General features: G+C 62.8%; 18 protein-coding genes. 2 read left to right on the top strand and 16 right to left on the bottom strand.

What is annotated here, in order from left to right:
- Nucleotides 1-89 precede the first annotated feature (89 nt).
- The 4 genes from AC0L3O_RS23520 to AC0L3O_RS23505 all read right to left on the bottom strand — a co-directional run bounded on the left by AC0L3O_RS23520 (nucleotide 90) and on the right by AC0L3O_RS23505 (nucleotide 3,265).
- Nucleotides 90-1,667, bottom strand: a complete 1,578-nt coding sequence (locus AC0L3O_RS23520) for an ABC transporter transmembrane domain-containing protein (RefSeq protein WP_473475174.1) — start codon at nucleotides 1,665-1,667, stop codon at nucleotides 90-92.
- Nucleotides 1,646-2,728, bottom strand: a complete 1,083-nt coding sequence (locus AC0L3O_RS23515; protein ID WP_473616760.1) for a P-loop NTPase family protein — start codon at nucleotides 2,726-2,728, stop codon at nucleotides 1,646-1,648. Before AC0L3O_RS23515 ends, AC0L3O_RS23520 begins: the two co-directional genes overlap by 22 nt.
- A 122-nt stretch (nucleotides 2,729-2,850) precedes the next feature.
- Nucleotides 2,851-3,045, bottom strand: a complete 195-nt coding sequence (locus AC0L3O_RS23510; RefSeq protein ID WP_287258589.1) for a hypothetical protein — start codon at nucleotides 3,043-3,045, stop codon at nucleotides 2,851-2,853.
- Complete coding sequence (locus AC0L3O_RS23505) at nucleotides 3,032-3,265, bottom strand: AbrB/MazE/SpoVT family DNA-binding domain-containing protein (RefSeq protein WP_287258351.1); 234 nt, start codon at nucleotides 3,263-3,265, stop codon at nucleotides 3,032-3,034. Before AC0L3O_RS23505 ends, AC0L3O_RS23510 begins: the two co-directional genes overlap by 14 nt.
- A gap of 153 nt (nucleotides 3,266-3,418) precedes the next feature.
- On the opposite strand from AC0L3O_RS23505, the gene AC0L3O_RS23500 reads away from it, so the two are divergent.
- Nucleotides 3,419-4,363 carry a lipid kinase gene (locus AC0L3O_RS23500; RefSeq protein ID WP_091589922.1) on the top strand — a complete coding sequence of 315 codons (945 nt, stop codon included), beginning with the start codon at nucleotides 3,419-3,421 and terminating at the stop codon, nucleotides 4,361-4,363.
- Nucleotides 4,364-4,494: 131 nt separating this feature from the next.
- Here AC0L3O_RS23500 and AC0L3O_RS23495 read toward each other — a convergent pair whose 3' ends face one another.
- The 4 genes from AC0L3O_RS23495 to AC0L3O_RS23480 all read right to left on the bottom strand — a co-directional run bounded on the left by AC0L3O_RS23495 (nucleotide 4,495) and on the right by AC0L3O_RS23480 (nucleotide 8,178).
- The gene (locus tag AC0L3O_RS23495) at nucleotides 4,495-4,749 is read right to left on the bottom strand and encodes a hypothetical protein (protein WP_167366272.1); all 255 of its coding nucleotides are present in this window, start codon (nucleotides 4,747-4,749) and stop codon (nucleotides 4,495-4,497) included.
- Between the two features lie 510 nt (nucleotides 4,750-5,259).
- Nucleotides 5,260-6,045 (bottom strand): ABC transporter ATP-binding protein, encoded by a 786-nt coding sequence (locus tag AC0L3O_RS23490; protein ID WP_287258349.1) that lies wholly within the window; start codon nucleotides 6,043-6,045, stop codon nucleotides 5,260-5,262.
- Nucleotides 6,039-7,106 carry a FecCD family ABC transporter permease gene (locus AC0L3O_RS23485; RefSeq protein ID WP_027156395.1) on the bottom strand — a complete coding sequence of 356 codons (1,068 nt, stop codon included), beginning with the start codon at nucleotides 7,104-7,106 and terminating at the stop codon, nucleotides 6,039-6,041. Before AC0L3O_RS23485 ends, AC0L3O_RS23490 begins: the two co-directional genes overlap by 7 nt.
- A complete protein-coding gene (locus AC0L3O_RS23480) occupies nucleotides 7,096-8,178 on the bottom strand; it encodes an ABC transporter substrate-binding protein (protein WP_287258573.1) in 1,083 nt (360 codons plus the stop codon). Before AC0L3O_RS23480 ends, AC0L3O_RS23485 begins: the two co-directional genes overlap by 11 nt.
- A gap of 161 nt (nucleotides 8,179-8,339) precedes the next feature.
- On the opposite strand from AC0L3O_RS23480, the gene AC0L3O_RS23475 reads away from it, so the two are divergent.
- On the top strand, nucleotides 8,340-9,128 hold the full coding sequence (locus tag AC0L3O_RS23475) for a class I SAM-dependent methyltransferase (RefSeq protein ID WP_473616759.1): 789 nt from the start codon (nucleotides 8,340-8,342) through the stop codon (nucleotides 9,126-9,128).
- A gap of 44 nt (nucleotides 9,129-9,172) precedes the next feature.
- Here AC0L3O_RS23475 and AC0L3O_RS23470 read toward each other — a convergent pair whose 3' ends face one another.
- Genes AC0L3O_RS23470 through AC0L3O_RS23435 form a run of 8 tightly spaced genes read right to left on the bottom strand, consistent with a single transcriptional unit; the run spans nucleotide 9,173 to nucleotide 19,453 of the window.
- A complete protein-coding gene (locus AC0L3O_RS23470; RefSeq protein WP_473530587.1) occupies nucleotides 9,173-10,795 on the bottom strand; it encodes a GMC family oxidoreductase in 1,623 nt (540 codons plus the stop codon).
- On the bottom strand, nucleotides 10,792-12,306 hold the full coding sequence (locus tag AC0L3O_RS23465) for an FGGY-family carbohydrate kinase (RefSeq protein WP_473616757.1): 1,515 nt from the start codon (nucleotides 12,304-12,306) through the stop codon (nucleotides 10,792-10,794). The genes AC0L3O_RS23470 and AC0L3O_RS23465 overlap by 4 nt, the downstream gene beginning before the upstream one ends.
- Before the next feature lie 25 nt (nucleotides 12,307-12,331).
- Nucleotides 12,332-13,174 carry a class I fructose-bisphosphate aldolase gene (locus AC0L3O_RS23460; RefSeq protein ID WP_473616756.1) on the bottom strand — a complete coding sequence of 281 codons (843 nt, stop codon included), beginning with the start codon at nucleotides 13,172-13,174 and terminating at the stop codon, nucleotides 12,332-12,334.
- On the bottom strand, nucleotides 13,147-14,883 hold the full coding sequence (locus tag AC0L3O_RS23455) for a glycerol-3-phosphate dehydrogenase/oxidase (RefSeq protein WP_473616755.1): 1,737 nt from the start codon (nucleotides 14,881-14,883) through the stop codon (nucleotides 13,147-13,149). Before AC0L3O_RS23455 ends, AC0L3O_RS23460 begins: the two co-directional genes overlap by 28 nt.
- A gap of 18 nt (nucleotides 14,884-14,901) precedes the next feature.
- Nucleotides 14,902-15,897, bottom strand: a complete 996-nt coding sequence (locus AC0L3O_RS23450) for an aldo/keto reductase (RefSeq protein WP_473616753.1) — start codon at nucleotides 15,895-15,897, stop codon at nucleotides 14,902-14,904.
- The gene (locus AC0L3O_RS23445) at nucleotides 15,894-16,874 is read right to left on the bottom strand and encodes a sugar-binding transcriptional regulator (RefSeq protein WP_128167893.1); all 981 of its coding nucleotides are present in this window, start codon (nucleotides 16,872-16,874) and stop codon (nucleotides 15,894-15,896) included. Before AC0L3O_RS23445 ends, AC0L3O_RS23450 begins: the two co-directional genes overlap by 4 nt.
- A gap of 28 nt (nucleotides 16,875-16,902) precedes the next feature.
- Nucleotides 16,903-17,892 (bottom strand): ABC transporter permease, encoded by a 990-nt coding sequence (locus AC0L3O_RS23440; protein WP_128172110.1) that lies wholly within the window; start codon nucleotides 17,890-17,892, stop codon nucleotides 16,903-16,905.
- Between the two features lie 19 nt (nucleotides 17,893-17,911).
- The gene (locus AC0L3O_RS23435) at nucleotides 17,912-19,453 is read right to left on the bottom strand and encodes a sugar ABC transporter ATP-binding protein (protein WP_473616752.1); all 1,542 of its coding nucleotides are present in this window, start codon (nucleotides 19,451-19,453) and stop codon (nucleotides 17,912-17,914) included.
- Nucleotides 19,454-19,672 lie beyond the last annotated feature (219 nt).

The raw sequence follows: 19,672 nt of genomic DNA, 5'->3' as shown, positions 1-19,672 counted from the left end.
AACGCGATCCATATTGTGGATCGATGTCGCTAGTCGCGACTATTTATGGTTGCAACAAGACATGTGGCAGCGCCGAGGCAATCTCCCGATCACTCGCAATCGAGAAGCCAGGTATCATCGAATTCCATGCCCGCAGTGGCTGCTTCGCACGAGACGATCACTGTCGTTTGCGCGGCACGCGCGTGTGCAAGAACGGCCGCAAGCAAGTCCCGGTCCTTGCAGACATCGATGTCGTCGATAAGGAGCACGGCCGCTGATCGAACCAGCGCTCGTGCGGCACGGATCCGGGCGGCCTGCATGGCACTGATTTGAGGGGGCTCCAGTCTCTGGCCGCTGTCTGGCGGTCCATCGACTGCCAGGCCGCACAGCGAGGCCGTGGCGATTATCTCTTCCTGCGGGGTCGCTGAGGGCGCTCCCAGGGCTATATTGTCGACCATTGTAGCCCGCACCAACGGGATCGCCGGCGACAAAAGGGTGATTGCCCGCCGCCGGTCGCGCCGCGAAATCTTGTCGACAGGAATGTCATCGAGGAAAATCGCCAGGCCGCTGTTTTCCTCAAAACCTGCGATGCTGGAAAAAAGCGCGCTGCGTGCTTCAGGCGTATCACCGCCAAGCAGGATCGAGGCGCCGGGCGCGGCATCCAGCACTTTTGACGGCGTGCCGTTTCGGCAATGAAATTCGATGCGCAGCCGCCGGCCTGACGTCGAGCGCGGCAGGGGAACTGGATTCACAGCATCCGCAAGCACCGGCCTTGCCAGGATGGAGGCAATCCGGCGGCGGGACTCGACATAGGCAAGCCGATAATCGGCGGCGCGAGCGAGGTCGGAAAGCTGGCCAACCGTCAGTCCGGCGAGGAGCAATAGCGTGCTGAGATCGCCAACCAGCATCGCCGGGCGGCCCGAAAACGCATAGGCCACGAGAATGACGACGATCACGGGCATGACGAAGTCGCTGGACGCGCGCGCAGCCCCCGACCACCCTGCCCGGCGAACGAGCCACATGTTGAGCGCTTCCGACATCCGGTCGATCTTGCGTGTGGACGTTCCGCTTTTGCCGAAATGGGCAAACGCCGCCCGGGCGGCAACGATGTCGCCGAGACGACCGGCAAGCCGTCCCCGCCTCCGCCGGCTTTCGCGGATGGCCCGGTGAAGAAACGGCAGGGCAACAAGACAGACGATCGACCAGGCAAGAACGCCGCAAAGCAGGAACGGCGCAACCCCTGGGGCAAGCCAGAAGGCGCCAACCACGATGAGAACGACGGAAGGACCCGCAACAAAGAGGGAAGCCACGCCGTCGGCCAGCCAGGATCTGATGGCGGAGAGGTCGGTGACGAGGCGGGTCATTACCAGGCCGAGACCGGTCCGGCCGGCGCCAGGCGGCAACGCGAAGAGTTGCTCGACCAGCAGTCTGCGGACCTCGCGCACATAGTCCAGTGCAAAAGCTGCCCCCTGTCGGCGCTGCATCACCCCGAGTGCGAAGAGGGCGATGCCGAGCGAAAGGCTGGCCACGATCAGCCTGCCCTGCCCGAGCGGCTGCGGTTCCCCGGAAACCGCCGCACCGACGATGGCGACAAGAGCGAGCGACGTGGCGGCCTTGGCAAAGCCGATGGCGACAAGAACCGCAAGGGCGACCAGTCGCGTGCCGATCAGGATTCCTGGTAGAGGCATTGTGCACCTCCAGCGATCACCATCAGGCGCGGGTTCAACATCCCTGAGACTATGCTTGCCGCGGTCGCCGGATCGGTGAGTTCCTTGACGCCATAGACAAGGACGTTGGCAGCGCCTGCTTCCCGGCGCGCCAGCGGCGAGCAGGTCAGGACCCCGCTGAGCCCGAGCACGTCGTATCCAAGCTCGCGCAGCCTTTCGCAGCCCGCCACCGCCCCCATCGCATCGCCTGCGGCAAACAGCACGCCGCCGGTCAGCTCGCAGAATTTCGGGGACTTTGCCAGCGCGGCCGTCTCGGACTGGAATAGCCCATCCGCGACCTCCAGAACCGCGATCTCCGCCCCGATGGCGGCAAGAGAATGCAGCAAATGCTGCGCGCCCTCGACGATGGCATCGATTGGGGCAAGATAGGTCGTGGCAAAGCCGGCATCAGTAAAATCAAGAGCGGCGCATGCTCCGGCATCCATCATCGACCAGAGATCATTGCCGGCTCCGGTTCCGGTCACCTTTGCCGCACCAACTGCGAAACCTGCCCTGGTCAAACCACGCACGAGGCTTGCAGCTGTTGTCGTCTTGCCCGAATTCATCGACGTTCCGAAGACAACGATTGTCGGCGGGGTGAGCCGCACCGGCTGCGGCGCGACCGCAAAGTCTGCAACGTTCAGAACGCGGCCGCATGAGTTGGTGACGAGGCCGAGCGGCACGATCGCAGTCGGAGACATGGTCTTGTCGTGCCATGCCAACGCCCGCGAAGCCACTCCGCCTGCCGCCATCATATGGCACGGTCCGAGATCTGCCGGAACGATCGCCTCGAACTGATCAGGGGCGTAGCGGTTGCCGTAGGCCAGGACGACTTCGTCCGTCGCGGCAAGTGCCGCCTTGCGTCCCGAGGGCAGCTCGACCGACTTGTGGTGACCGAGCGCCTCGATCCGCGCGAGCACCAGGTCGCCTGCCTTCGGTTCGGCGGGAGGCGAAAGCAGCATCCGCATGCGCTCAGTGGGAATTCGGCGGGTCGTGAAAGCCCGCTTGGCCTTCGCGATGCGTTCGCAGTCAAGAATTTCCATTGTGGTCTCTCCGGTCACCAAGGGGGCGCTGTTACCTGGGGGAGAACGCGGTCGATCCAGGATTATTCTCGGTGGAGTTGCAATTCTTTTCGCCACGATGGCGTAGACCCAAGCCGCGGGGACTACGCACACGCCGCGCGAAGCAGCGGACGAGAAACAGGCGTGCGGTCATAGCGGACGGCAAGTTCGGCATAGACCGCATCGTTGATCAGCAACGGCCCATTGAGGCTTGCCGCCTCAAGCCGGACGATCGACCAATCCGCCCAGTTCGCATCGTCCGTTACAGGATCGAGCCGACCAGCGTCACGCGTCGCCACGCGTCAGCGCCAGGATCGCGTCGGTGTCGAGGCCCTTGCCGGCATGGCCGCGCAATTTCGCAAAGCGGCTCGCGGGCTGCTTCATGTCACTACGCACAATCACCACATTGCCGTCATCGGTGCGGCGGAAATCAACCTTGCTGCCCGGAACGATCCCGAGCAGGTCCCGGACCGGCTTCGGGATGGTCACCTGTCCTTTGGCTGTGACTGTGTTGGTCATGTCGCACCTTGGTAGTACCCATTTTTCGGTAGTATTATGTGGACCGAATTTCAACCTCCACAAGCGGCTGCCGAAGCCGTGATTTTGTGGCTTGTTTCGCCGGGCGCGCCTGTCGACGTCGTAATCCGCAGCCACGCACCCTATCTACGCCGCATGAATGACATCACGAACAGACGCGCGCTTCTACTCATCAATCCAAAGGCACGACGCGGGCAGGAATCTCTCGCACCGGTCGTCGAGCGGCTGGAAGCCGGAGGGCTCCGCGTCAGCGTCGAGACATTTGAGGCACTGCCCGAGATAGCACGCGACATCGTGCGCCTTCGCCATAGGGCCGATCTTGTGATCGTGTGCGGCGGCGATGGCTCGGTGTCCTCGGCGGCGGTCGCGGTCATGGAAAGCGGGCTGCCGATGGGCATCATTCCGATGGGGACGGCGAACGATCTGGCGCGCACCCTCGAAATACCGTTGGATCTTGGGAAGGCGGCCGACGTGATAGTAGAGGGCGGACGACGTCTGATCGATATCGGGACCGTCAATGGCCACGCTTTCTTCAACGTCGCGAGCATCGGCCTCAGCACCGATCTTGCCCAGGGGCTGGATCCGGCGCTGAAAAAGCGTTTCGGCAGGTTTGGCTATGCCCTGGCGGCCATGAAAGTGTTGACCAAGGCCCGCCACTTTGAAGCAAGGATTACCGAAAAGGGCGCAACGACCGAAGTCGAGACTTACCAGATAGCGGTCGGCAACGGCCGCCACTATGGCGGCGGCAACGTCGTCGAGGAGACGGCGGAGATCGATGACGGCCATCTCGACCTGTACAGCCTGGAAATGACGAATCTCTGGAAGATGGCGCTCTTGTTGCGCTCGTTCCGCTCGGGCACGCACGGCGCCTGGAGCGAGGTTCGCACGGCCAGATGCGTCGAGTTCGACATCGAGACGAAAAGGCCGATGCCGGTGAACACTGACGGTGAGATCGTCACCTCGACCCCGGCGCATTTCAAGGTCCACCCGAAGGCGATTTCGGTGTTCGCGCCTGCCGCCGCGCGCATACAGCCCCGCACAAAGGTGCTTGGTGACGCGGTCAGCGCAAACAGCGGCTAGACTGGCGATCAAGCGCGCGTCGAACAAACCCAATCGCCCGCGGTCATCTCTCGATCAGAAGTCGGCGCCCATGGAAGAACGCCGCGGGCTGATCGGGCAACAGCAACATAGCCTTCCGGGCATGTCTTCGATCATTGCTTGACGAACGCGCCCGTGTAGGTCTGGCCGGCAAGCCTGACGGTTCCCGCCAGGGTTCTGTCGGGCCGCATGACAAAACTGACGTCTGCGCCACTCGGCAGGCGCTCAAGCTTCAACGTAGTCCCCACAATTTTTCCAGTGCCGGCGGCCTCTCCCGGATGGTTGTCGCCCAGAGTTCCCCACGCATAGGTGACCGTCACCTTTCCATTGGAAGAAATCGTCTGAACAGCAAGTTTGGCGTCATACATCCCCTCCAATCGTCCGGCCCATAGACCCGAAAAAGCAGCATATTTTGTCGGGACGGTCTTGGCAGGCGGAGTGACCGCCACGGATTGATCAATAATTGCCGAGCCGGAAGGAACAGCGGCAGGATCCGAGGCGGTTTGGGCCGGAATGGGTCCAGGTCCTAACGGAGGTTCGACAGTGGGTCGCGGCGTTTCAGGCGCCGATTGGCACGCGGTTATGGCAAGCGCCGCGAAGCCAAGCATTGCGTTGCACATTCGGCGTGCCATCATCTGGTGCCCCGGCCATCTCTAAATCTAGCGCAGGCTAACCTTATCGCGCGTTTTCATGACCTCTGTCTACCCAAGGTATCTCGTAGAACAGCAGCTCGTCGAAGGACGTGCAGTGGTCGTGAGTGAATGCCTACATTCGTCGCCAAAGCAGCCGCGATGGTGATCGAAAACGTATTTGATTCAAAGATTTACGCCATAATTTCGATCTATTTTCTAGGCTTTTGGCTTTCGACCACAGATGCCTTAGGCTGCTATCGATGCAGTCGCTGCCGTTTCGGCGGCAACGCCGTCCACCATGACATGACTAATACCCCGCGAGCAGCGCTCGATTCTGGCCTCGACGCGGTACACACCACGCAAAAGCGCCGGCGTAACGACATCTTCCGGCGTGCCGCAGGCGACCATCCGCCCCTCGGCGATGACGATGCATTTGTCGGCGAAGCGCAGGGCCTGATTGAGGTCGTGAATTGCGATCAGCACTGCAATTCCGTGCTTGCGCGCAAGCCCGCGCATGAAGGTCAGCACCTCGACCTGCCGGTGCAGGTCAAGCGCGGACGTCGGCTCGTCCATCAGCAGGATTTCAGGTTCGCGAGCCAGGGTCTGGGCGATGCTTACCACCTGCCTTTGCCCGCCGCTCAATTCTCCGACGTTGCGAAAGGCAAGATCCGAGATGCTGAGCGCGGCCAGGATGCCGTCTATGAGTGCGAGGTCGCCGTCGCTGACCGACCATGCCGAGCCCTGCTTGCGGGCGAGCAGAATCGATTCATAGACGGTCAGCACCGCGTTGGCTGCCGTATCCTGCGGCATATAGCAGATGCCGTCCGGCCCCTTCACCGCTCCCTCGAGGCAGACGCGTCCCGGGCCCTTCAGAAGTCCTGCGATGCGCTTGAACAGCGTCGACTTGCCCGCTGCGTTGGGTCCGATCACGGCGACAACCTCGCCACCCCGGAACATGGGAGTTGAAACATCCGAAAGGACGAGCCGCGCCCCGTGGAAGGCTCCGAGACCATCGAGCCTGATCGTTACCATGAGCGCCTCACATTCGAGAGGATCAGCGAGATGAAGAAGGGAATGCCGATAAGCGAGGTGACGATGCCGATCGGGAAGATCGTGCCTGGAACGAGCGACTTGCTGGCAACCGAACTCGCCGAAAGGATGAGCGCCCCCGAAAGCGCCGAGGCGGGCAGGAAGAAGCGCTGATCTTCTCCGATCAGCATGCGGGCGATGTGCGGACCGACAAGCCCGATGAAGCCGATCGTGCCGACGAAGGCGACGGGAATGGCAGCAAGGAGGCTCACCATCATCATGGTTTCGAGCCTGAGGCGTGCGACCTTGACGCCAAAGCTCGCGGCCTTGTCTTCGCCTAGCCGCAGCGCCGTCAGCGCCCAGGCGCGGCGCACGAATATCGGAAGTGTTGCAAGAAGGATGAGGCTGGTAATGATGAGCTTGGGCCAGGTGGCTTTGGTGAGGCTTCCCATCGTCCAGAACACGACCGCGGCGAGCGCCTGCTCGGAGGAAAGATACTGGACGAGCGACAGCAGCGCATTGAAGGTGAATACGAGCGCGATGCCGAGAAGCACGATGGTTTCGACCGTCACGCCGCGCTTGAGGCTCAGAAGGTGGATGACGAGCGCGGTCAGCATCGCCACCACGAAGGCGTTGAGCGGCACGATATATTCGATCGCGGCCGGGATCAGCGCGACGCCGAAGGCGAGCGCGAGGGCTGCGCCAAAGCTGGCCGCCGCCGAAATGCCGAGCGTGAACGGGCTGGCGAGCGGATTGTTGAGGATGGTCTGCATCTGCGCACCGGCGACCGACAGTGCTGCGCCGACGACTACTGCCATGAGCGCGATGGGAAGCCGGATGTCCCACAACACGACGCGCACCTGAAGCGGCACACTGCCGGGAGAAACCAGGGCGAGCACCACCTGGTCGAGGCTATAGCTTGCGGGCCCGAGCGCGAGGTCGATGCAGAGGCTCAGCAACAGCGCCAGGGCGAGCCCCGCCAGGATCAGTTGCTTGCGCAGGACAAGGGCGCGGTAGAGCCCGCGCCCTTGTTTGGCTGACAGTGCGGCCGGTTCACTGCTCATCGGAGAGCGAGACCCAATGGCCAGGCCTGTACCCGACCGGCAGGAACTTCTCGTGCAACTCCTTGAAGGTGGCCTCGGCGTCGAGATCGGCGAACAGGTCGGGATGCAGCCATTTGGCCATCTGCTGTATGGCGACGAACTGATAGGGGCTGTTGTAGAACTGGTGCCAGATGGCGTGGACCTGCCCGTTCTCCACCGCCTTGATGCCGGTCAGCGCGGGCCGCTCGGTCAGGCCCCTGAGTTTCTTCAGTGCCGCGGCTTCGTCGGCGCCGGGACCGACGTCGACCCATTTGCCGCCCGGCACATAGGCCTCCCAATTGCCGCCCGTCACAATCACCTGGTCGGGATCGCTGGCGATGATCTGTTCGGGATTGAGCGCGCCAAACGTGCCCGGGATCAGGTCGGCCGCGATATTGGCCCCGCCGGCCATGTCGACGAACTTGCCAAAATTGTCGTTGCCGAAGCTCATGCAGCAATCATCGGAATAGCCCCCGGCGCGATCGATGAACACGGTCGGGCGCTTGGGGTTCTTCTCTGCGATCACATCGGTGACGCGCGCGATCTGGGCCGCGCGGTAGGCGATGAACGCCTCGGCCCGCTGTTCCTGGCCAAGCAGCTTGCCGATCAGGCGCATGCTCGGCTCGGTGTTGGTGAAGGGTTGCTCGCGGAAATCGACATAGACCACCGGAATGCCGACGGCGGCGAGCTTCTCGATGTATTGCGCGTCCTCGGTTGCCTGCTTGGACTCGATGTTCATGATCATCACGTCCGGGTCAAGTGCGATGGCCTGCTCGATGTCGAAGGTGCCGTCCTTGAAACCGCCGAAGGTCGGTATCGCCGCCATCGACGGGAATTTTTCCAGATAGACGGCGTAATTGTCCGGATCGGCCTGGGAGAAATCCTCGCGCCAGCCAACGATGCGCTTGAAAGGGTTGTCGGTATCGAGCGCGGCGATCAGGTAGATCTGCCGGCCTTCGCCGAGGATGACCTTCTCGACCGGCGTCTTCACCTCGACCTTGCGGCCGGCAATGTCGGTGACGGTCTCGGCGCGCGCGCCTGGGGTAAGCGGCATCAAGGCCGCGAGCGCGACCGCGGCCGCAAATATCGATTTCAAAATCATTGGGCTCTCGCAATTCAGTTGCCGGCCCCGCTTATGAAACATGAATTGCATAATCAAGATTTTTCTTTTAGAGCAATTCCAATGTAGCCGCTTTGGGGAGTGCGTTTCGGGCAATGACGGCTCACGCAAACTATTCGCTGCGCGACGAGATTCGGGACTATTGGTCCGACCGCGCCGAGACATTCGACCTGCAGGTCGGCCACGAGATTTTTTCCGAGCAGGAGCGTGCCGCCTGGCACGCGCTCATAACCAGGCACATTGGGCCAGGCGCCGGGCGGGCGTCTCTGGATCTCGCCTGCGGGACTGGCGTCATTTCGCATCTGATGCACGATCTGGGCTTTGTGGTGACAGGCCTCGACTGGTCGGAAGCCATGCTTGCCAAGGCGCGCGCCAAGGCACAAAAACGCGGCGCCGATATCCGCTTCATCATGAGGGATGCAGAACGGACGCTCGAGGACAAAGCGAGCTACGATGTCATCGTCACCCGTCACCTGGTCTGGACGCTGCTCGATCCGAAGGCGGCCTTTGCCGAATGGTTCTCGCTGCTGAAGCCCGCCGGCAGGCTGCTGGTCATCGACGGCGATTTTGTCAGCCGCAACTGGGCGACGCGTATGCGGGAACTTTGGGAGAAGCTCACGGCCGGCAAGTCCCAGGTCTCGGACGATGACGGCGCCGCCATGGCCAGACGCCACCGGAATGTTCTTGCTCGTGTCTATTTCTCAGGCGGCGCACGGGCGGAAGAGATTGTTCGCTTGCTGGCCGAAGCCGGGTTCGATCAACCTGTCGTCGACTGGAAACTGGGCGCGATCCATCGTGCCCAGGCTCGACGGATGAGTTGGCCCAAGGCGCTCGAACGCGCCACTCAGCATCGCTTCGCGATCTGCGCGACAAAGCCGCAGTAAAGCTCCTCGGCGCTGCCGGCGTCGGTCGCTCCATGCGCCGAGGATTATTTCTCCTGGTTGGCGTCCTGCAAGATCATTTCCGATGCCTTCTCCGCGATCATGACCACTGGAGAGTTGGTGTTGCCGGAAACGATCGCCGGCATGATCGAAGCATCGACGACGCGCAGGCCAGAAATGCCGTGCACCCGCAGCCGGCCGTCGACCACTGCCGTCGAGCCTGCGCCCATCTTGCAGGTGCCGACCGGGTGGAAAATCGTCGTGCCGATATCGCCGGCCTTGCGGACGAGATCTTCGTCGCTTTCATAATGTGCGCCGGGCAGCATTTCCTCAGGCGCGTAACGGGCAATGGCGCGCGCCTTCATCAAGCGGCGGACGTGGCGGAGCGATGCCACAGCCGCAGTCCTGTCTCCCTCGGTAGACAAATAGTTCGGCCGGATCTTCGGAGCCGCCTGCGGATCGGACGCCTCCATGTGGACGGTGCCGCGGCTTTCCGGTCTGAGATTGCAGACCGAAACCGTGACCGCGGGGAAGCGATGCAGCGGCTCGCCCAGCCGGTCAGTGCTCAACGGCTGGACATGGTATTCGAGATCGGGCGTCTCCAGGCGTGGGTCGCTCCTGGCGAAGATACCAAGCTGGCTCGGCGCCATCGACAGCGGTCCGCTGCGACGGATAGCGTATTCGACGCCCATAGCCGCACGGCTGAACAGATTGTGGTAGCGCTGGTTTAGCGTCGAGGCGTTGGCGACCTTGAAGACTGTGCGGATCTGCAGATGATCCTGCAAATTCTCGCCGACGCCTTCCAGCGCGTGGCGAACCGGGATTCCTGCTGCGCCAAGCACGGCAGGTCGGCCGACGCCGGAAAGCTCGAGCAGCTTCGGCGAATTGATCGCGCCGGCGGCAAGGATCGTCTCCCCTGCCCGCGCACGATGCAGTTGGCCGCCCATGCGAAAGACAACGCCGGTGACGCAAGCTCCGTCGAAATCCAGCATCTCGGTCTCGGCGCCGGTGACGACGCGCAAATTCGGCCGTCGCAGCGCGCTGCGCAGGAACGCCTTAGAGGTATTCCAGCGCACGCCTTTCCTCTGGTTGACCTCGAAATAGCCCGACCCTTCGTTGGTCCCGCCGTTGAAATCCTCGGTCCGGGGGATGCCGAGTTCCTCGGCAGCATCGCGGAAGGCATCCAGGATTGGCCACGACAGGCGCTGGCGCTCGACGCGCCATTCGCCACCGGCGCCGTGAAGGTCGTTGGCGCCACCAAAATGGTCCTCGGACTTGCGGAAATACGGAAGCACGTCATCCCAACCCCAACCGAGATTTCCGGCTTGCCGCCAGCCATCATAGTCGGCCGCCTGGCCGCGCATGTAGATCATGCCGTTGATCGACGAGCAGCCGCCCAGAAGCTTGCCGCGCGGATAGTTGAGCGCACGACCGTTCAGCCCGGGCTCCGGCTCGGTCTTCATCAGCCAATCGGTGCGCGGGTTGCCCATGCAGTAGAGATAGCCGATGGGAATGTTGACCCAGTGGTAGCGGTCGCTGCCGCCGGCTTCCAGAAGTAGCACGCGCATGCCTGGATTGGCCGACAGTCTGTTGGCCAGCACGCAGCCGGCTGAACCCGCGCCGACGATGATGAAGTCGTACTGTCCAAAATCGGCAGCGGTCTGTGTCAATTGGACGTCCGTTGGCTTGCCATCCTGTCCCATAGCGGACCCATGGCCTTGTTGATCTCACCATAGAGACGATAGCGCCGCTCGTAGACCGGTGCGATCGCGCAATTGGGCTGGTAGCATCGGTCGGGCGCGGTCATCGCGGCGGCGCCCGCAGAGAAGTCGGCAAATAAGCCGACGCCTGTCCCGGCTGCAATCGCAGCTCCCAGCGCACCTGTCTCACGGCTGCGCGCCACGGTCACCGGCACGTCCAGCACATCTGCGAATATCTGCGGCCAAACGGCGCTGCGCGAGCCGCCGCCCGAAAGAACCGCCTGGCTGACTATGGCTCCCGCTCGACGCAACGTCTCGACATGGCGCCGGTGCTCGAAGACGACGCCCTCGAACAGTGCGCGCAGCATATGAGCCCGCGTGTGCCAGCCGGCGATGCCGTAGAAACCGGCACGCGCCTTGCCATTCTGCTGCGAGCCGTAAAGGAATGGGTGGTAGATCGGCATGTCTCCCGCGGGATCGACGGAAGCAACAAGCTCGCTGCAGATCTCGAATGGCGATGCGCCTGCCGGGGGCGCATGCTCGAAGAACTCACGCACGATCCACTCGAGATTTGCGGCCGAAGTGGCGCTCGATTCGATGGCGAGGTAGCGCACCGGATCGAACGTCGACAGCATGAAGATCGACGGATCGCGGATCGGCTCCTGGGTGATAACCTGGTTGATGCTCCAGGTGCCGGCAATGATCGAGGCTGCGCCGGTGCTGGTGACGCCCGAACCGATGGCGCTGGCGACGACGTCGAACAGGCCGGCCACCACAGGCGTGCCCGCAAGAAGGCCGGTGGCAGCGGCGACATCGCGCGTGACATGGCCGGCGATGTCGGAGGCTTCCAGCACATCCGGCAGCAGTTCCATGCAATCGTCGAGACCGTAGGCGGCCAGCAACTCAGGCTCGTAGCGCCGGCCGGGCATGTGCAATAGCCCGCAGCCCGACATATCCGAGGTCTCGGTCGAGCGCGCGCCGGTGAGGCGGTTGACGATAAAATCCTTGCACAGGAAGACGGTGCCTATTTTGGCAAAAAGTGCCGGGTCATGGCGCTTGAGCCACGCCAGCAGAGTCGGCGTCTGCGCCGCCCAGGGCCGTTGCAGGCAGTGGATATAGGTCCGGTCGCCAACGCCTGCGGCCGCCCATTCGCTGACGATGCCGACGCCGCGCGTGTCGAGCGACTGGATGCCGAGCAACGGGGCGCCGCCGCGGTCCAGCGCGTAGAGCCCGTTGCCGTGGCCGGCGCAGCCGATCACCGCGATGTCGCGGGGGTCGATGCCCGACTGGTCGAGGCACTGGCGGATGACCTCGACGGCGTTGCGCCACAATTCGCCAAGGTCGCGCTCGACATGGCCGGGCTCTGGCATGCAGGAGCGGCCGTCGCGAGCGGCAAGTGCGAGTTCGCGACCGGCGGTGTCGAAGATGATGGCCTTGATGACGGTATTGCCCGCATCGAGACCAAGAATGTATCGCTGCATTGAAGCTCCTCCCAAGCTGCAAAGACTATTGTTGCTGGTAGAGCTCCCAGGCCGCCGCGCCATCGGCATTCTCGTGGATGATCGCCATCAGTCCCCTCACGACGGCGCGAGGGTTGGAATGCTGGTATATGTTGCGGCCATAGACCATGCCTGCCGCGCCTTGTGCCATCAGCGCCGCCGACTTGTCGAAGACGGCGCGCAAATCCTCCCTGCCCCCACCGCGCACCAGGACAGGACAGCGTGCCGCCGCCACCACCCGGTGGAAGTCGTTCGGATCGATGGTCGGGTCCGCCTTGATGATGTCGGCGCCCATCTCGCTGGCGAGCCGGGTCAGGGTGACAATCTTTTCGGGGTCGCCGTCGACCATGTAGCCTCCGCGCTCCGAGTTGGGCAGCATCGCCAGCGGCTCGATCATCAGCGGCAAGCCATATCTTTCACAGTCGGCGCGAACCCTGGCAATGTTGTGGACGCATTGCCGGAACAGGTCCGGCTCGTCGGGCAGCATGAATAGATTGACGACCACGCAGGCCGCGTCCATCTCCAGCGCGCCGATCAGCGGCTCGGCTTCGTTCTGCAGGATGGCCCACATCGAGCGATGGCGGGTTTTGTTGTATGGATTGCCCATGTCTATGCGCATGACCAATGCCGGCTTGTCCTTGCCGGGCAGGGACTGCAGCAGATCGGCCTGGCCATAATTCATCTGAATGGCGTCCGGCCCCGCGGCGACCAGCTGGCCGACGACGCTGGCCATATCCTCCAGCCCCTCCAGGAACGACGGCTCGTTGCATACGCCATGGTCGATTGCGACGTCGAGACAACGCGCCCCGCCGAACAGCCGGTTCATGCGGACTTTCTTGTTGATGCGCATTCGGCGCTCCTTCCTTGGTCTTTTTGCGATAGCTGGTCGAGATCGACGCCGTGCTGGCGCTGCAGCAGGGCGAGGAAATCGGTGCGCTCGAATGTCTTGCGCGCAGCGTCCCAGCTCTTTTCGACTGCGAGAATATCGAGAACCGCATCGAGAAGGTCGCAAGAGAGAGCACCGGTGATGGCAATTGTCGTGCGGCGGAGCAGCAGGTCCTCCAACTGCTCGACATATTCATTGGCGATGAGATACTGAATCTCCCGGACCGAGTAGTCGCTGCCAGGCAAGAGCTCATCCTGTCCCGCTGCCAAAAAAGCGGCGACGGCATCCGCCACGGTGCCGTAGCGCTCGAACAGGCTGCGCATACGGTCAAGCGACAGGCCATGCGCCGCCGCGCGTTCTGCGCACCATTTTTCGGGGGCCATGGGAAAATGCCGGCCGCCGCCGATGGGCATGTTTTCGGTGCCGACGATGCGCTGTCGGCACAATCGCTCGAGCACGATATCCGCTGCCAGTTCGCCGAACGACCGGAAGGTGGTCCATTTCCCGCCGATCATGCACAGCGTCGGCGGCACCATACCGGCGCCCTCGATGAGCTCGCAGAAATGATCGCGGGGAATGCGCCCGGTAAAACTGTCCCGGCTTATCGGTAGCGGCCTCACCCCGGTGAACTGAAAGACGATGTCGGTATCAGTGATCTCGATCCCGGGAAACACGAAGGACACGGACTGCCGGATGTATTGCCGCTCGTCGTCCTCGCAGCGCGCCTGGTCGGGATCGTCGGCACGGATATCCGTCGAGCCGACCAGCACATTGCCGAGATAGGGGAACAGGATGCAGATCCGGCCGTCCTCGTTCTCGTAATAGATCATGTGGCCGTCGAGCGCGTCGTGAAGCTCGAGACTGTCGACGATCAAATGCGAACCTTTGGTGCCGCCCATCAGCTTCGGCGCAACGGCTCCGATCGCCGAATTGGTCAGGTCGATCCAGCCGCCTGTGGCGTTGACGACGAGCCGCGGCTTCACGGCGAGCGTTTCGCCAGACAGTCCGTCGTTAAGCGCAAGGCCCGCGTCACCGAGCGATACGCGTGCATAGTTGAGCGCTCGAGCCGATGGCTTTTCGTTCATGGTGTCGCGCAGCATCTCGGTACCCAGCCGCTCGGGGTGGCTGACCCAGGCGTCAAAATATGTCGCCGAATTGCGGACAGCAGGGTTTATTGCGGGCCAGACCTCAAGTGTTTCAGCGCGGCTCCTGAACTTGTGCGTCGGGACGATACGCCGTGCGGCGGTGAAGAAATCATACATCGCCAAGCCGGTCTTGATGACCAATGCGCCGCGCCGACCGGGACGACGGCTTAGCCCAAGGAAGCGGAACGCGCCATTTGCCATGCCTGAGAACAGGTCGAAGATAGGCACTGTGGTTGGCAGTGGCGCAACGTAATGCGGCGCGTTCTTCAATAGCCGATCGCGTTCGAGCAGAGATTCGCGAACCAGCTTGAACTCGCCGTTTTCAAGGTAGCGCAAGCCGCCATGAACCATGCGCGAGAGGGCTGCGCTGGCGCCGCCACAATAATCGCCCTTTTCGGCGAGCAGGACATCGACGCCCTGCAAAGCGAGCTCGCGAAACACGCTGATGCCGTTGATGCCGCCGCCTATCACGAGGACGTCAACATCGGGGTTCTCGCGCAAGCCGGCGATCGTCTGGATGCGATTCATCTCAGGACGCGCTTTCGATCACGCGTCTATCGCTACGAGATGCCCGGCCACCGCCGCATCGATCGTCCCCAGTTCCGCCGCGCTCAGTAAAATCTCCCCTGCCCTGGCGTTGTCGAGCGCCTGCGTGGCCTTTCGCGCTCCACACAACGCGAAGGTTATGCCGGGTTGCGCCAGCGTCCAGGCGATGACGATCTGCGCCATGCTTGCCTGGTGGATCTCAGCGACCGGGGTCAGGGCATGTTTCAACGCGGCTACCTTGCGCCGGTTAGCCTGAGAGAAGCGCGGATTGTCTTTGCGCTGGTCGTCGCCGCTGAACTCGCGCGCCGGATCGATGGCGCCTGAGAGCAGGCCGAGTGCAAGCGACGAATAACTGAGTGCTGCAACTTGATGCTGGCGCGCGATCGGCAGCAATGTCTGCTCGATGTCGCGATCCAGCATCGAATATCTTTCCTGGATCGCGTCGAGCTGGCCAGCGGCGACATACTGCTGCAGCTCGGCAGCATTGAGATTGCTGGCGCCGATGGCGCGGATCTTGCCAGCGGATTTGAGGCGTTCGAGCGCTTCCATTGTTTCGGCAATGGGTGTCGTCGGGTCCTGCCAGTGGGTGATGTAGAGATCGATATAGTCGGTGCCGAGCCGCCGCAGGCTCTGTTCCACTTCATAAGCGATGCCGTCGGCGCCCAGATATCGGTTCACCGGCGTTCCATCCTGATCGAAGAAGTGGTTGCCCTTTTTCGAATGCCAGTTGAGGCCGCATTTGCTGGCGATGACCGCGCGGTCGCGCCGGCCCTTGATGGCCTTGCCGACGATCTCTTCGCTGCGGCCAAGACCGTAAGCCGGCGCGGTGTCGATCAGCGAAACGCCGGCATCGAAGGACGCCTGGATGGCGGCGATCGATTCTGCTTCATCCGTGCCACCCCACATCCAGCCGCCGATGGCCCAGGTGCCGAGTCCCACCGCCGAAGCGACAACGCCGGACTTGCCGATTGAGCGGGTGATTTGTCGAGTATTCATGCTGCATTTCCTTCGGCGAGCTCGAGGATCTTCAAGCCGGTGGTTTCGTCGGTGACGAGAGTGTCTAGGTGAGAGCCGCGCATGGCACTGAGGATCGGGACCACCTTGCTGGCGCCGCTTGCGACCCCGATCGACTGCGGAATGGTCGCGAATTCCTCGAGCGTCAGCGAGACCAGTGAGCGGTTGAGGCTGTAGTCCGCGAGCTTGCCGTCGCCGTCTATGAGATGGGCGAGCAGCTCGCCCGCCGCGCCCGAGCGCTCGATGGCCAGCCGGTCGGCGCTCGAGGACGGGTGCAGATCGTAGTAGCTCGAATCGTCAGCCAGGATGGAGCCGATGCCGACGACCGCAAGCGTTGCTTCGCGCGCCTTGTTGAAGACGTCCGAAACGGCCCGGACGCCCATCAGCATGTCACGTTGGGCCGGGCTGTCGGCAAACAGCGGTGCGTGAATCTGATAGGCGCGCCCGCCGAGTTTGTCGGCCATCAGAGACGCGACATGATTGACGTCGGTGTAATGCTTGCCCTGGACCAGGCCGGTCGCGGGAACAACCTCGACGTCGTAGCTGCGGCTCGGCTTGAGGCCGGCGACGACGGCACTCACCCCCTTGCCCCCGGTGATGGAAATCGTGTCGCCGTCCTTGATCGTCTCGAGCACCAGCCTGGCTGCGGCCTCACCGACACGCTGAAGCGCAGTCTGCGGATTGTCCGAAACGGAGGGAACGACGACGGCCCTTTGGAGTCCGCCGATCGCGACAAGTCGCGCCTCGATGTCGATCAGTTGCTCGACCGGCGACTTGATCTTGATCTCGACAAGCCCGAGTTGATGACCGCGTTTGATGAGGCGGTTGACGGTCGCATGCGAGATGCCGAGCTCCTTGGCGATTTCCGCCTGCGTCTTGGCTTCCATGTAATGAAGCACAAGCGCCTGATACATCTGGCGGACGATCGTGACGTCGTCCCGCGAATTGGGTGGTGACATGATGGATGCTCAACTCTCGCGCTGCTGCTCAGGACTTCCTGCGGTGCAGGAAGTGGTCGATCGATACCGCCGCGAGCAGGATGCATCCCTTGATCATGTCCTGCCAATAGACGGAAACGTCGAGCAGGATCAGCGAGCTTGTGACGACCGAGAGCAGCGCCATGCCCAGTATGGCGCCGAAAATGGTGCCCGAGCCGCCATTGAGCGATGCTCCGCCAATCACCGCCGCGGCGATGATGTTGAGCTCCATGCCAGCGCCGAAGGTCGGGGTCGCAGCGCCAAAGCGTGACATATAGATGATGCCGGCAAAGCCCGCGAGGGTGGAGCAGAGAACCGTGACCCAGAATTTGACCTGCTTGGTCTTGATGCCTGAAAATTGGGCCGCCTTCTCGTTGCTGCCGGTATAAAAGACCTTGCGGAAGGCCGTGGCACGCCGAAGCAGAAAATCGAATATGGCCACGACCACAACAAAGATGACGATGACATAAGGCACATTGCCGAAGCTGCCCTGGCCGATCGCCTTGAACCCGGGCGGCAGGGTGAACAGCGACAGCGGGGTTCCCTTGGTGATGACAAGACAGAGACCGCGCACGATCACCATCGCCGCCAGCGATGTGATGAAGTGATTGAGCCCGATAACGGTCACGAAGAAGCCCATCACCGCGCCGATCAGCGCGCTGGCGCCTATGCCGATGAGGCTCGCGGTCCACGGGTCCAGACCCATCAGGAACAGAGCGCCTGACACGACCATGGAGAAGCAGACCACCGACCCGACGGAAAGGTCGATGCCGCCGACGATGAGGAGTATCGTCATGCCGACCACGACGATGCCTTCAATCGAGAAGCTCATCAGCATGGCGCGGAAATTTCCCCAAGTCAGGAAATGCGGCGAAGCGAATGTCATGGCGATGCACAGCGCCAGCATGATAGCGATCAGCCCCGCCTCGCGCATCGACCCAAGACGCAGCCAGTTGCGCCCGCCAAGCCCGGGGGCGCTCGCCTTGATTTCAGCGTCCATGAGGGTTCCTCCGGTCTGTCTAAGCGACATTCTGAACCTGCCTTGCGTTTGATCGTTGCTGCCGGAGACCCGAAGCCAGCAGCATGATTGCCTCTTCGGTCAATTCGTCAGCCCCCAGTTCGCCGAAGATGGCACCTTCGTGTATGACAAGCACCCGGTCGCTCAGTCCGATCAATTCCGGAAGCTCGGATGAAATCACGATGACGCCGACGCCCCGCTCGGCGAGATCGCGAAGCAGGCGATGAATTTCCACTTTGGCGCCGACATCGACCCCGCGTGTGGGCTCGTCCAGAATGACCACCTTGGGGCCGACCGAAAGAAGCCTGGCGATGGCGACTTTCTGCTGGTTGCCACCGCTGAGCGTCGACACCTGTGTCTCTATGCCGCCCATGCGCACATTGTGGCGCACGACCAGGTCGGTGGCTTGCTTTGCCTCGGCGCGGCGATCGAGCAGCCCAAGCGGCGTGGTCAGCTTCCGAAGGTCGAGCGCGGAGATATTGGATGCAACCGACAGGTCGAGGAACAGGCCGGACGCCTTGCGGTCCTCCGAGAGGTAGACCAGGCCTGCGCGCACCGCATCGCTGTAGGTCCTGATGCTGATCGGCTCGCCGTTGAGTTCGACCGATCCCGACACTTTCGGGCGCAAGCCGCAAACGGTCTGGACCATCTCGCTGCGACCGGCGCCAATCAACCCGCCAACGCCAAGAATTTCGCCTGCTCGAAGCGTGAAACTGACGCCAGCGGAACCCTGTCGATAGGAGAGATTTTCGACCGACAGCACAGGGCGGTCGGTACGCCGTTCAGGCGAGAGCTTTTCGGGATAAAGCTGCGTGATTTCGCGCCCGACCATCTTGCGCACGACATCATTGGGAGTGACCGAAGCGATAGAATCGGTTGCTACGTATCTGCCGTCACGAAACACCGTGACGCGGTCGCACAGGCTGAAGATCTCCGCCATGCGATGGCTGATGTAGATGATTGAAATTCCGCGCGCCTTGAGATCGCGGACGATTGCGAAAAGGCGCTGCGCCTCGGTCTCGGTCAGCGCGGCCGTCGGCTCGTCGAGCATCAGCACCCGGCATTCGAGCGTCAGCGCCTTGGCGATTTCCACGAGTTGCTGGTTGGAAATAGAAAGATCGGCGACTGGCGTCTCGACCGGGATCGGTGCCAGCAGGTCCATTATCTTCTGCGCATCGGCGTAGAGCCGGCGAAAATTCATCAGCGGCGCGCGCCGATTGTTGACGGCCGCCATGAGGATATTCTCGGCCACCGTGGCATCCTGGCAGAGCGCGATTTCCTGATGGACGAGGCCTATGCCAAGCCGCTGCGCGGCGGATGGCGATGTGATGGTGACGTTCTTGCCTTCGAGACGAATGGCGCCTTCGTCGGGTTGCACAATGCCGGCGATGATATTCATCAGCGTGGACTTGCCCGCACCGTTCTCGCCGCACAGCGCATGAATTTCGCCGCGCTGCAGCGTGAAATCGACCCCGGTCAGCGCTTTGATGGCGCCGAACGATTTCGAGATGTCGCGGATTTCAAGAATGGCGGCGGCAGTCACTCCGTCCCCCTTCAGCGTTGAAATTGATGATATGGCCCGGGTCGAGGGGGGGGGGGGGGGGGCCCCCCCCGGGGGGGCCCCGCGGGGGGGGGGGGGGGGGGGGCCGGCCCCCCCCCCCCGGGGGGGGGGGGGGGGGGGGGGGGGGGCGGCCCCGGGGGGGGGGGGGGGGGGGGGGGGAGGGCGCGGGCGCGGCGGGGGGGCGGGGGGGGGCCGGGGGGG

It is taken from the genome of Mesorhizobium sp. WSM4810 (assembly GCF_055811235.1).
Note: the sequence above shows the minus strand (reverse complement) of the source record. Positions and strands in the feature narration are given on the sequence as shown.